This is a genomic window from Streptomyces sp. 8N616 (genome assembly GCF_052246385.1).
Classification (GTDB): Bacteria; Actinomycetota; Actinomycetes; order Streptomycetales; family Streptomycetaceae; genus Streptomyces.
Map to the genome: position 1 here is coordinate 16,675 of NZ_JBQQBY010000006.1, position 12,957 is coordinate 29,631.

At 71.9% G+C, this 12,957-nt stretch carries 9 protein-coding genes and 1 pseudogene; 4 read left to right on the top strand and 6 right to left on the bottom strand.

Annotated features, from left to right (window positions below; genetic code table 11):
• Position 1: 1 nt before the first annotated feature.
• Together ACTWQC_RS07065 and rbsK are read right to left on the bottom strand one after the other, a co-directional pair.
• Positions 2-310, bottom strand: a complete 309-nt coding sequence (locus ACTWQC_RS07065) for a DUF937 domain-containing protein (RefSeq protein ID WP_443314680.1) — start codon at positions 308-310, stop codon at positions 2-4.
• Positions 311-535: 225 nt separating this feature from the next.
• Entirely contained in the window at positions 536-1,450 is a 915-nt protein-coding gene (rbsK, locus tag ACTWQC_RS07070) for a ribokinase (RefSeq protein WP_443314681.1), read from the bottom strand.
• 124 nt (positions 1,451-1,574) lie between these two features.
• On the opposite strand from rbsK, the gene recD2 reads away from it, so the two are divergent.
• Positions 1,575-3,815 carry an SF1B family DNA helicase RecD2 gene (recD2, locus tag ACTWQC_RS07075; RefSeq protein WP_443314682.1) on the top strand — a complete coding sequence of 747 codons (2,241 nt, stop codon included), beginning with the start codon at positions 1,575-1,577 and terminating at the stop codon, positions 3,813-3,815.
• A gap of 159 nt (positions 3,816-3,974) precedes the next feature.
• Positions 3,975-5,264, top strand: coding sequence for a citrate synthase (locus ACTWQC_RS07080; RefSeq protein WP_443314683.1), 1,290 nt, complete (start codon positions 3,975-3,977; stop codon positions 5,262-5,264).
• A 547-nt stretch (positions 5,265-5,811) separates the two neighbouring features.
• On the opposite strand, the gene ACTWQC_RS07085 is transcribed toward ACTWQC_RS07080, so the two are convergent.
• Together ACTWQC_RS07085 and ACTWQC_RS07090 are read right to left on the bottom strand one after the other, a co-directional pair.
• Positions 5,812-8,244 carry a heavy metal translocating P-type ATPase gene (locus tag ACTWQC_RS07085; RefSeq protein WP_443314684.1) on the bottom strand — a complete coding sequence of 811 codons (2,433 nt, stop codon included), beginning with the start codon at positions 8,242-8,244 and terminating at the stop codon, positions 5,812-5,814.
• 8 nt (positions 8,245-8,252) lie between these two features.
• Positions 8,253-8,492 carry a heavy-metal-associated domain-containing protein gene (locus tag ACTWQC_RS07090; protein ID WP_443314685.1) on the bottom strand — a complete coding sequence of 80 codons (240 nt, stop codon included), beginning with the start codon at positions 8,490-8,492 and terminating at the stop codon, positions 8,253-8,255.
• Between the two features lie 198 nt (positions 8,493-8,690).
• On the opposite strand from ACTWQC_RS07090, the pseudogene ACTWQC_RS07095 reads away from it, so the two are divergent.
• Positions 8,691-9,062 (top strand): annotated as a pseudogene (locus ACTWQC_RS07095) (DedA family protein); the annotation flags it as partial.
• Between the two features lie 188 nt (positions 9,063-9,250).
• Here the strand turns inward: ACTWQC_RS07095 and ACTWQC_RS07100 are convergent.
• Positions 9,251-9,970 carry a TetR/AcrR family transcriptional regulator gene (locus ACTWQC_RS07100; protein WP_443314860.1) on the bottom strand — a complete coding sequence of 240 codons (720 nt, stop codon included), beginning with the start codon at positions 9,968-9,970 and terminating at the stop codon, positions 9,251-9,253.
• Positions 9,971-10,196: 226 nt separating this feature from the next.
• Here ACTWQC_RS07100 and ACTWQC_RS07105 point away from each other — a divergent pair, with 226 nt between their 5' ends.
• The gene (locus ACTWQC_RS07105) at positions 10,197-12,641 is read left to right on the top strand and encodes an MMPL family transporter (RefSeq protein ID WP_443314686.1); all 2,445 of its coding nucleotides are present in this window, start codon (positions 10,197-10,199) and stop codon (positions 12,639-12,641) included.
• A 16-nt stretch (positions 12,642-12,657) separates the two neighbouring features.
• Here ACTWQC_RS07105 and ACTWQC_RS07110 read toward each other — a convergent pair whose 3' ends face one another.
• Positions 12,658-12,861, bottom strand: coding sequence for a helix-turn-helix transcriptional regulator (locus ACTWQC_RS07110; RefSeq protein ID WP_443314687.1), 204 nt, complete (start codon positions 12,859-12,861; stop codon positions 12,658-12,660).
• Positions 12,862-12,957 lie beyond the last annotated feature (96 nt).

Here is a 12,957-nt window from a genome sequence, read left to right on the forward strand (position 1 = left end):
ATCAGTTACGGGCCCGGCGGCGCTCGGCGACGACCGACAGCACGACCGGGAGCAGGAGCTCGAGCGCCCGGGTGACGGAGTCGAGCGACAGCCCGGTCCGCGCTGCCACGGCCTCGGCGGTGGGGGCGGTGATCCGGTCGAGGACACCGGCCAGCGTGCCGTCGCCGATCGTGCCGGGGACGACGGAGACGGTGGCCTCGACGACCCCGCGGGCACCGCCGGCGTCGGTGCCGAGTTCCCCCGCGAGCTCCTGGATGCGGTCGTCGCCGAGCTCGGCCAGCACATCCCTCAGCAGAGATTCGTCCCTCATGGGTCAAACGCTACGGCGCGGGTGTGACGTCGGCACGTCGAGTAACGGAACAGTAACTGCCGGAATCCGTGCAACCCTTCCGGACCCTGGCGGGTCGTACAGGGCGTCAAGCTTCCTGTGGAGGGCCCGAGGGGGGATTCCGGGAGGCTTGGGGTGGGGGGACCCGCGAGGGGGCCCGGCCAGGGGGCCGGGCCCCCTCGGTTGTGTGCCCGCCCCGGCGTCCGCTCACGGTGCGGGGACCTCCTCCGCCGCGGGGAAGGACTCCTGCGCCCCGGCCCGCGTCACCGCCGCGGCCCCGACCCGTACGGCGAACCGTACGGCTTCCTCCAGGCCGTCACCGGCCGCGAGCCGCCAGGCCAGCGCCCCGGTGAAGGCGTCGCCCGCGCCCGTGGTGTCCACGGCCTCCACCGGCGGGCTCGGCACCCGCAGGGCCTCCCCGTCGCGGCCGGCCACGAGTGCTCCCCCGGCGCCCAGGGTCACGACCACGGAGCGGGGCCCGCGCTCCAGCAGCGCGGACGCCCAGGCCTCGGGCTCGGACGCGGCGGCGGCCGCGTGGCCGCGCAACAGGAAGCGGGCCTCGTGCTCGTTGGCCACCAGGGGGTCGCAGGCGGCCAGGACTGCGGCGGGCAGCGGTGCGGGCGGCGAGGGGTTGAGGACCACCCGGGTGCCCGCCGCCCGGGCCGCCCGTACGGCCGCCGCCACCGTCGCCGGCGGGATCTCCAGCTGGAGGGAGACCACGCGGGCGGCGGCGAGCAGCGCACCCGCGTCCGTCACGTCGCCGGGCGTGAGGCGGGTGTTGGCGCCGGGGGAGACCACGATGCTGTTGTCACCGGCGGGATCCACCGTGATGAGCGCGACGCCGGTGGGGGCGCCGCCGGTCATCACGCCCGCCGTGCCGACGCCCGCCGCGCGCAGCGACTCCAGCAGCAGACGGCCGTGGGCGTCGTCGCCCACGCGCGCGAGGAGCGCCGTACGGGCGCCGAGGCGGGCGGCGGCGACGGCCTGGTTGGCGCCCTTGCCGCCCGGGTGGACGGCCAGGTCCGAGCCGAGGACGGTCTCGCCGGCCGCAGGGCGGCGGTCGACACCGATCACCAGGTCGGCGTTGGCCGAGCCCACGACCAGCAGGTCGTACGTGTCCATGCGCTGAGCCCTCTCTCTGATCGCCTGCCCGCTTGATCCACCTGCCCGGTGGATTCGCCTGATCCGCGGGGCAGGTTATCCACAGGCCGACCGCGCTGTCGGTCTGCGGCGATAACGTCGGGGCATGGTGCAGCTTGCCGTGGTCGAAGGGGTCCTGGAGCGGATCACCTATGCCAATGAGGAGAACGGCTACACGGTCGCCCGGGTCGACACGGGCCGGGGCGGCGGCGACCTGCTGACCGTGGTCGGCTCGCTGCTCGGCGCGCAGCCGGGCGAGTCGCTGCGCATGGAGGGCCGCTGGGGCTCCCACCCGCAGTACGGCCGCCAGTTCACGGTCGAGAACTACACGACGGTGCTGCCCGCCACGGTCCAGGGAATCCGGCGCTATCTCGGCTCCGGACTGATCAAGGGCATCGGGCCGCGGATCGCCGAGCGGATCGTCGACCACTTCGGCATCGACACGCTCGACGTCATCGAGGAGGAGCCCAAGCGGCTCATCGAGGTCCCGGGCCTGGGCCCGAAGCGTACGAAGCTGATCGGCGCGGCCTGGGAGGAGCAGCGGGCCATCAAGGAGGTGATGGTCTTCCTCCAGGGCGTCGGCGTCTCCACCTCCATCGCCGTCCGGATCTACAAGCGTTACGGCGACGCCTCGATCTCGGTGGTGAAGAACGAGCCGTACCGGCTGGCGGCCGACGTCTGGGGCATCGGCTTCCTGACCGCCGACCGCATCGCGCAGGCCGTCGGCATCCCGCACGACAGCCCCGACCGGGTCAAGGCGGGCCTGCAGTACGCCCTTTCGCAGTCGGCCGACCAGGGCCACTGCTACCTGCCCGAGGAGCAGCTCATCGCGGACGCGGTGAAGCTGCTCCAGGTCGACACCGGGCTCGTCATCGACTGCCTGGGCGAACTGGCCGCGGATGATGAGGGCGTGGTCCGCGAGACCGTCCCCGGAGGGGAGCACGGAGAGCCGGTCACCGCGGTCTATCTGGTCCCGTTCCATCGCGCCGAGATCTCCCTCGCGGGACAGCTGCTGCGGTTGCTGCGCACCGAGGAGGACCGGCTGCCCGCCTTCCGGGGAGTGGACTGGGAGAAGGCCCTGGCGTGGCTGGCGGACCGTACGGGCGCGGACCTGGCGCCGGAGCAGCAGGAGGCCGTCAAGCTGGCCCTGAGCAGGAAGGTCGCGGTGCTGACGGGCGGCCCGGGCTGCGGCAAGTCGTTCACCGTACGGTCCGTGGTCGAGCTCGCGCGGGCCAAGAAGGCCAGGGTGATCCTGGCGGCCCCGACCGGCCGGGCGGCCAAGCGGCTGTCCGAGCTGACCGGAGCCGAGGCCTCCACCGTCCACCGGCTGCTGGAGCTCAGGCCCGGCGGCGACGCGGCCTACGACAAGGACCGGCCGCTGGACGCCGACCTGGTGGTGGTCGACGAGGCCTCGATGCTCGACCTGCTGCTGGCGAACAAGCTGGTGAAGGCCGTGCCGCCGGGGGCGCATCTGCTGATGGTGGGGGACGTGGACCAACTCCCGTCCGTGGGCGCGGGGGAGGTGCTGCGTGACCTGCTGGCGCCGGACAGCCCGGTCCCCGCCGTCCGGCTGACCCGGATCTTCCGCCAGGCGCAGCAGTCGGGCGTGGTGACGAACGCTCACCGCATCAACTCCGGGGCGCCGCCCATTACTCACGGACTGCCGGACTTCTTCCTGTTCGCCGAGGACGACACGGAGGAGGCGGGGCGGCTGACGGTCGATGTGGTGGCCCGCCGCATTCCGGCGAAGTTCGGTCTCGACCCGCGCCGGGACGTGCAGGTTCTCACCCCCATGCACCGCGGGCCCGCCGGGGCCGGGACGCTCAACGGGCTGCTCCAGGAGGCCGTCACACCCGCCCGCCCCGACCTGCCGGAGCGCCGCTTCGGCGGCCGTGTCTTCCGCGTCGGCGACAAGGTCACCCAGATCCGGAACAACTACGAGAAGGGGGCCAACGGCGTCTTCAACGGCACCGTCGGTGTCGTGACCTCCCTGAACACCGTGGACCAGCGGCTGACCGTCCTGACCGACGAGGACGAGGAGGTGCCGTACGACTTCGACGAACTGGACGAGCTCGCCCACGCGTACGCCGTGACGATTCACCGGTCGCAGGGCAGCGAATATCCGGCCGTGGTGATCCCCGTCACCACCGGTGCCTGGATGATGCTTCAGCGCAACTTGCTCTATACGGCGGTGACGCGGGCGAAACGCCTGGTCGTGCTGGTTGGATCGCGCAGGGCGCTGGGGCAGGCGGTGCGCACGGTCTCGGCGGGCAGGCGCTGCACGGCCCTGGATCACCGGCTCAGCGGGGCCGCCGGGATGGGTACCCGAGCCCCACGCGTTTCCTAAAAGAGGCGAAGAGGAGCAGGATGGGCCCGCACGCGCGGCACTGCGTGCCATCCGTGGGCCTTGCGGCCGACCCCGAGTGCACGGCCCCGTGCCAAATGGGGGAAGCTGGAGATAGTCAGGGCACCTCGAAAAAGAGGCACAACGTCGGTGAGGGAAGACGTGAGCGACAACTCTGTAGTACTGCGGTACGGGGACGACGAGTACACCTACCCGGTGGTCGAGAGCACCGTCGGTGACAAGGGCTTCGACATCGGAAAGCTCCGAGGCCAGACCGGTCTGGTGACCCTGGACAGCGGTTACGGCAACACCGCCGCGTACAAATCGGCCATCACGTACCTCGACGGGGAGCAGGGCATCCTGCGCTACCGCGGTTACCCGATCGAGCAGCTGGCCGAGCGCAGCACCTTCCTCGAGGTCGCGTACCTGCTGATCAACGGCGAGCTGCCCACCGTCGACGAGCTGGCGAGCTTCCGCGAGCAGATCACCATCCACACGCTGCTGCACGAGGACGTCAAGCGGTTCTACGACGGCTTCCCACGCGACGCGCACCCGATGGCCATGCTGTCCTCCGTGGTCAGCGCCCTGTCGACGTTCTACCAGGACAGCCATAACCCGTTCGACGAGCAGCAGCGCGACCTGTCGACCGTCCGGCTGCTCGCCAAGCTGCCGACCATCGCGGCATACGCGTACAAGAAGTCGGTCGGCCACCCGTTCGTCTATCCGCGCAACGACCTCGGCTACGTCGAGAACTTCCTGCGCATGACGTTCTCGGTGCCGGCCGCCGAGTACGACCTCGACCCGATCGTGGTCAGCGCCCTGGACAAGCTGCTCATCCTGCACGCCGACCACGAGCAGAACTGCTCGACCTCGACGGTGCGCCTGGTGGGCTCCTCGCAGGCGAACATGTTCGCCTCGATCTCCGCGGGCATCAGCGCCCTGTGGGGGCCGCTGCACGGCGGCGCCAACCAGTCGGTGCTGGAGATGCTCGAGGGCATCCGCAACTCCGGCGGCGACGTCGACACCTTCATCCGCAAGGTGAAGGACAAGGAAGACGGCGTGAAGCTGATGGGCTTCGGGCACCGCGTCTACAAGAACTTCGACCCCCGGGCGAAGATCATCAAGGCCGCGGCGCACGACGTCCTCTCGGCGCTCGGCAAGTCCGACGAGCTGCTCGACATCGCCCTCAAGCTCGAGGAGCACGCGCTCGCCGACGACTACTTCGTCTCCCGCAAGCTCTACCCGAACGTGGACTTCTACACCGGTCTGATCTACCGGGCCATGGGCTTCCCGACCGAGATGTTCACCGTGCTCTTCGCGCTCGGCCGGCTCCCCGGCTGGATCGCCCAGTGGCACGAGATGATCAAGGAGCCGGGCTCCCGTATCGGCCGCCCGCGCCAGATCTACACCGGCATCGTCGAGCGCGACTTCATCCCGGTCGAGAAGCGCTGAGGTCACCGCTTCGGATCCGGACCGCTCGCGGGATCCGGACCCCTCGCTGAGCGGACCCCTCGCGGAACTCGCGCAACTCGCGGAAGCTGCGGAATGCGGAAAGCGCCCCGCCCGATCGATCCCCCCACGGGTCGATCAGCGGGGCGCTTCCCTTTCCCGGTTCGGATTCCCCCCACGGGATCCGGCCGGGCGTCTGCTGGCCACAAAGTTCGCGGGTACGCCCGTGCGACTGCCGGGACCCGTACGGTCGGGAGGGCCGCTCAAAGCTCCCCGCGCACGTGCCCCGGCCACGCACAAACCCAGTCCGTCCCCCAAGACGAACCCGGTCTTGCTGATGCCTCACCCCGCCGGGAGTGTGGCATCGCAATGGTTAGACTCGCGACCCCCCAAGATGGTTACGTTGCCAACTCTGTGATCTGGGTCTCTTGCCATAAGTGCACCAATACGGGCAAGAGCCCCGATCTGAAGATCGAGGCCCCTGCGTAAGAGTGCTGTGACCCATGTGGGGATTATGTAAAAGTCTCGGGGCTCTGTGAAGGTGCCCGACTCATCTGAAATTTCGGAGCCGGAGGCTGTTGGTCACGACGAAGACCGACGAGAAGGCCATCGCGGCCCCGGCGATCATGGGGTTGAGAAGCCCGGCGGCGGCCAGCGGCAGGGCGGCGACGTTGTAGCCGAACGCCCAGAAGAGATTGCCCTTGATCGTCGTCAGCGTCCTGCGGGAGAGCCGGATCGCGTCCGCCGCCACCCGAAGATCACCCCGTACGAGCGTCAGGTCGCCGGCCTCGATCGCCGCGTCCGTGCCCGTGCCCATGGCCAGGCCCAGGTCCGCGGCCGCCAGCGCCGCCGCGTCGTTGACGCCGTCGCCGACCATGGCGACGACCCGGCCCTCGCCCTGCAGCCGCCGCACGGCGTCGACCTTCTCCTCGGGCAGCATCTCGGCCATGACCTCGCCGATGCCCACCGCCCGGGCCACCGACTCGGCCACGGCCCGGTTGTCGCCGGTCAGCAGCACGGGAGTCAGGCCGAGCCGGCGCAGCTCGGCCACCGCCTCGGCGCTCGACTCCTTGACGGCGTCGGCGACGGTGAGCACGCCCCGGGCGCTGCCGTCCCAGGCGACGGCCACGGCCGTACGACCCTCCGCCTCGGCCTCGGTCATGGCGGCGGCCAGCCGCTCCGGCAGCTCGACCGACCTCTCCTCGAGGAGCCTCCGGCGGCCGACGAGCACCTTCTGGCCGTCGACGACGCCCTGGACGCCGAGACCGGCGACGTTCTCGAAGCTCTGCGGAGTGGGCAGCGGTCCCACGCGCTCGAGGGCGGCCGCGGCGATCGCGCGGGCGACCGGGTGCTCGGAGGCGTGTTCGAGGGAGCCCGCGAGCCGCAGCAGTTCGCGTACCCCGGCCTCGCGTACCCCGGCCTCGTCCTGTCCCCCGGCCTCGTCCTGTCCCGCGGCCTCGTCCCGTACCCCGGCCTCGTCCTGTCCTGCGGCCCCGTCCGTTCCGTCGTCTCCACCGGCCGTGAGGACGTCCTGCAGGGTCATCCTCCCGGTGGTCACGGTGCCGGTCTTGTCCAGCACGACGGTGTCCGCGCGGCGCGTGGACTCCAGGACCTCCGGGCCCTTGATGAGGATCCCGAGTTGCGCGCCCCGGCCCGTACCGACCATGAGCGCGGTCGGCGTGGCCAGGCCGAGGGCGCACGGGCAGGCGATGATCAGCACCGCCACGGCGGCGGTGAAGGCCGCGGTCATGTCGTCGGTGGCCAGCAGCCAGACCGCCGGCGTGGCCAGCGCGACGAGCAGCACGGCGGGCACGAAGATCCCCGAGATCCGGTCGGCGAGCCGCTGCACCTGCGCCTTGCCGCTCTGGGCGTCCTCGACGAGCCCGGCCATGCGCGCCAGTTGCGTGTCCGCCCCGACCCGGGTGGCCTCGACGACCAGGCGCCCCGAGACGCCGACCGTGCCACCGGTCACGCCGTCGCCCGCGGACACGTCCAGCGGCACCGACTCGCCGGTCAGCATCGAGGCGTCCACGGCCGATTCGCCCTCGATCACGCGACCGTCCGTGGCGATCTTCTCGCCGGGGCGTACGACGAACCGGTCGCCGACCGTCAGCCGTGCGACGGGGATCCGCTCCTCGTGGCCGCCGGGGCGGAGCACCGACACGTCCTTGGCGCCGAGTTCCAGCAGGGCGCGCAGGGCGGCGCCCGCCCTGCGCTTGGACTTCGCCTCCAGGTAGCGGCCGAGCAGGATGAAGGCGGTCACCCCGGCCGCGACCTCGAGGTAGATCGTCGACGACCCGTCCGTACGGGAGACGGTGAGGTCGAAGCCGTGCCGCATGCCGGGCATCCCGGCGTGGCCGAAGAACAGCGCCCACAGGGACCATCCGAAGGCGGCCAGCGTGCCGAGGGAGACGAGGGTGTCCATGGTGGCCGCGCCGTGCCGCGCGTTGGTCCACGCGGCCCGGTGGAAGGGCAGTCCGCCCCACACAACGACCGGCGCGGCCAGGGTCAGGGACAGCCACTGCCAGTTGTCGAACTGCAGGGTGGGCACCATGGCCATGAGGACCACGGGCGCGGCCAGCAGCAGCGTGACCAGGAGCCGCTGCCGCAGGGCTCCGGCCTCACCCTCGTCGTCGGCCGGGGGGCGCGCGCCGTCCGCGGGCGCACCGGCGGCGGGCGGAGTGGACGGTTCCGGCTCGGGCGGCGGGGGCGGGACGGCCGTGTAGCCGGTCCTCTCCACAGTGGCGATGAGGTCGGCGACTTCGAGCCCGGCCCCGTACGACACCACGGCCTTCTCGGTGGCGAAGTTGACCGTGGCGGTGACGCCGTCCATGCGGTTGAGCTTCTTCTCGACGCGCGCGGCGCAGGACGCGCAGGTCATGCCGCCGATGGTGAGCTCGATCCGCGAGGCGTCCGGGCCTGAGTCGCCCGCAGTCGCCGAGGGCGAGGGGGATGGCGAAGGAGCCGGAACCGTACTGGTCATGGCGGTTCCTAGGAGGCCGGGCCGGCGAACTCGTAACCGGCCTCGTCGACGGCGGCGCGTACGGCCTCATCGGCCAGTGGGGCCGCGGAGACCACGGTGACCAGCCCGGTCGCGGCGACGGCCCTGACGGACGCCACCCCCTCGACGGCGGAGATCTCTTCGGTCACGGCTCCCTCGCAGTGGCCGCATGTCATGCCCTTGACCCGGTAGGTGGCAGTGACGGGCCCGGTCGTGCTCTCGGTGCTCATGGGAAGCTCTCCTTGCGCTTGCGGGTTGTAGGGGGTGTATCGCGCTTCGGTGTTCCCACTGTACCCCTAGGGGGTATGTGTTCCGGGCGGGCCGCACGGCGACCGCGGGTAGGCTTTGTCATATCCAGTCGGCATCTGTCGGCTTCGTCCCACGGGCGTGGCGCAGGTGGTGCGGCTCCTCGGCGAGGGGCGGCCCTCATGGAAGTGCTGTGGATCTACGGTCTGTTGGCGCTCACGACTGCCCCGCCGCTCCTGCCCAACTCCGGACTCCTGGTGGCCGCGGGCGTCCTCGCCTCGCGCGGCAGTCTGGACCTCGCGCTCGTGCTGCTCGTGGTCGCGGGCAGCGCGCTCCTCGGCGACCTGCTCATGCACGCCACGGGGCGGCGGTTCAGCAGCCCCGTGCAGGGCTGGATGGGACGCAATCGCAGGCGCCGGGCCCTGCTGGAGTGGCTGGCTCTGCGAATCGAGCGGCACGGCGTGCCCTTCGTGGCCGCCGTACGCTTCCTGCCCAGCGGGCGTCTGGTCGGCGGTCTCGCGGCAGGCGTGGTGCGCTACCCGGCGCGGCGCTACCTGATCGGCGCGGGCATCGCCGAGGCGATCTGGGCGACGTACTCGGTGGGGCTCGGCTATCTCGGCAGCGCGGCGGCGGGCGAGCCGCTGTACGCCGCGGCCATCGGCATAGGGGTCTCGGCGGTGGTGGCCGGGGCCGGCGGGCTGATTCAGGCGGCCGTGCGGGGGCGGCGGAGTCCGGCCGCGGGTCAGGGCTTCCGGGAGGCGGCACCGGTGGCGCCGGGGGCCCCGGCAGACCAGGGGGCCTCGGCGCCCCCGGCAGACCCGGCGGCCTCGGGTACCCCGGCAGACCCGGCGGCTGATGAGCCCTCGGCGGGCCCGCAACTCTCGCCTGCCTCCGAGCCCTCGGTGCCGAGGACGGGTGCGAGGTAGCGGTAGAGGGATGCCTTGAGCTCCGCGACGTACGCGTCCCGCTCGGCGCCCTCGTGGGCGAGGACGAGTTCCAGGCCCGCCTTGAACAGCGCGAACGCCATCGCGGCGGTACGGGCCCGCTGGTCGGCCGGCAGTTCGGGGACGTAGAGGGAGATCATGTCGTCGACGCGGGCGAGCAGTGAATCGTGCAGCGCGTCGTGATCCTCGACGATCCTGCCGGGGATGTCGGAGCTCTTGATGAGGGCGAGGAACGCGGGGTTCTGGCAGTTGAACTCGATGAGCGGGTCGAGGATCGCGTCCAGCATCCCGGGCAGCGGCAGCGCGGCGTTGGCCTCGGTGAAGACCTGGCTGTGCGCTTCGCGCATCTCGTGGTTGAAGCGCTCGCCGAGCTCTACGGCGATGGCTTCCTTGTTGGGGAAGAACTGGTAGAGCGTGCCGGGCGAGACGCCGGCCTCGCGGGCGATGGCGTTGGTGCTGGCGGCGGTGTAGCCGACCTTGCAGAACACGCTGGCCGCGGCTTCGAGCAGCTGCGCCATGCGGCGCTCGCCGCGGGCCTGCCTGCGGCGTGGCTTCGCCGTTCCGTCGGCGGCGGAGGTGCTGCTCGTCCCCTTCTCGGCCGCGCCGGCCTTCCTCACGCCCAATCCCCAGCTCTCAGTGTTCGGTTGACAAACGCGAGTGGTCGCTCGCATTCTGATGTGAACGCGAGCGGGCGCTCGTGTTTGCCAGTCTATTGGCTATCAGGGGGAAGGGGACACCTGCGCCATGCGTGATGTCAACCGAGAGGCCGGGGGGTGGACCCGGGCGGTCACCGCCCGGCCACGGCTCTCGCTGCTGCTCGCCCTGCTGTTCACGGCCCTGGCCGTGGTCGCGGGAAGCGGGGTCGCCGACCGGATGGGAAGCGGCGGCTGGGAGGCGCCGGACTCCCAGTCCTCGTATGCGACCAAGGCGCTGGAGCGGGAGTTCCCGGCCTCCCAGCCCAATCTCATACTCCTCGTCGACAGCGGGCGGGCGCGGGTGGACGACCCGGCGGTGGCGGCCGAGGCGGCCCGGCTCGCGGAGCGGCTCGGCAAGGAGAAGTCCGTCACCGGTGTCACCTCCTACTGGCAGACGCACTCGTCCGCGCTGCGGGCCGAGGACGGCCGCGAGGCGATGATCACGGCCCGGATCGGGGGAGACGAGAACGCGGCGGCGGACGTGCTCGACCGCATAGGGCCCGAGTACCGGGGGCAGCACGGCCCGGTGGAGGTCTCGCTCGGCGGACCGGTCGCGGTGCGGCACGAACTGCAGACCACCATCCAGGAGGATCTGCTGCGGGCCGAGGCGATAGCCCTGCCCGTGACCCTCGTTCTGCTCGTCATGGTCTTCGGCAGCGCCATCGCCGCCCTGCTGCCGCTGGCCGTCGGCATCGTGGCGATCCTGGGCACCAACGCGGTGCTGCGCGGCATCACCGAGTTCACCGACGTCTCGGTCTTCGCGCAGAACCTCACCACGGCGCTCGGCCTCGGACTCGCCATCGACTACGCCCTGTTCATCGTCCGCAGGTTCCGCGAGGAGCTCGCGGGCGGAGCCGGGCCGCTGCCGGCCGTGGCCGCGACGCTGCGGACCGCGGGGCGCACGGTGCTGTTCTCCGCGCTCACCGTCGCCGTCTCGCTCGCCGCGATGCTGGTCTTCCCGCAGTACTTCCTGCGCTCCTTCGCGTACGCCGGGATCGCCGTCGTGCTGCTGGCCGCGGCCGCCGCACTCGTCGTGCTGCCCGCGGCGCTGGTGCTGCTCGGCCACCGGGTGAACGCGCTGGACCTGCGCAGGCTCCTGCGGCGGGGACGGCCTGCGCCGGAGGCCGGCGGCCGGGGCCGGGAGAGCGGGGCGGGGTGGGCGCGCACCGCCCGGCTGGTGATGCGGCGGGCGCCGTTCTTCGCGGCCGCCACCGCAGCCGGTCTCGTGCTGCTCGGAATGCCCTTCCTGGGGGTGAAGTTCGGCACCGCCGACGACCGGCAGCTGCCCGCGACAGCTGAGTCCCATGTCGTGCAGCAGCACATCCGGGACGGCTTCCCGGGCAGTCCGGGCGGCGCGGTGGAGGTCCTCGCCGAGGGCGGCCCGTCCGGCCCGTCCGCCGCGGAACTGGGCCGCTACAGCAGCCGGGTCTCCGAACTGCCGGGCGTGCTGCGAGTGGACGGGCCGACCGGCCAGTACGTCCGCGGGGAGCGCGCCCATGAGCCGGGGCCCGCCGAGGCGGCCCGGCGCGCGGGCGGCGCGGCCCAGATCAGCGTGCTGCCCAAGGGCGAGGCCGTGGACGCCGCGAGCCAGCAGCTCGTACGGGACATCCGGGCGGTGGACTCGCCGCTCGAGACCTCGGTCACCGGCACCGCCGCCGTCCTGGTCGACTCCAAGGACGCCATAGCCGACCGGCTTCCGTGGGCCGTTGCCATCATCACCGTGGTCACCCTGCTGCTGGTGTTCCTGCTCACCGGGAGCGTGCTGATACCCCTTCAGGCCGTGGTGCTCAATGCCCTCAGCCTCACCGCGATGTTCGGCGCCGTGGTCTGGGTCTTCCAGGACGGCCATCTGTCGGGGCTGCTGAGCTTCACCTCCACCGGGGACATCGAGACCACCCTGCCGGTGCTGATGTTCTGCGTCGCCTTCGGACTATCCATGGACTACGGCGTGTTCCTGCTGTCCCGGATCAAGGAGGAGTACGACAGGACCGGCGACCACCAAGGCGCGGTGGTGTTCGGCCTCCAGCGGACCGGTGGGCTCATCACCGCAGCCGCCGTCATCCTCGCCGTCGTCATGGTGGCCATCGGCACCTCGCGGGTGACCAACACCAAGATGCTCGGCCTCGGGATCGCCCTGGCCGTGGTCATGGACGCCATGGTGGTGCGGAGTCTGCTGGTCCCGGCGGTCATGCGGCTCACCGGGCGGGCCACCTGGTGGGCGCCGGGACCGCTGCGCCGGCTGCACGCCCGAATAGGCCTCAGCGAGGGCGAGAGCCCGGCGGGAGACGGCGAACGCCCTCGGGCCGGCTCCGGCTCCGGGCCCGGTTCCGGCTCCGGGCCCGGCTCCGGCTCCGGGCCCGACTCCGGCTCCGGGCCCGACTCCGGCTCCGGGCCCGACTCCGGCTCCGGCTCCGGCTCCGGGCCCGGTTCCGGAGCCGGGTCGCCGCCCGAGGACTCGCCGGAGCGGAATCCGGTGGGCGCGGGACGTCCGTAGCGCGGGGCGGCGGTCGCTACTCGCGGCTGTACCGCCCCCGGTTCCCCGGCCGTCTGGCGACCCAGGCGCGGATCGTGTCGGCGAACCAGTAGGGCTTGCCGCCCTCCACGTGGTCGGGGGGCGGCAGCAGCCCGTGCTTCCGGTAGGAGCGGACGGTGTTGGTCTGTACGCGGATGTGTGCGGCGATCTCCTTGTACGACCACAGCCGGCGATCGGTCATCTGAGCACCTCCTCGCGGCAGTCGCAGCGCGGCCCGGAGGGAGCCGGCGGGGGAGCTGCGACATAACCGCTCGTGGCCAGTCAGCCTGTGTCCCGT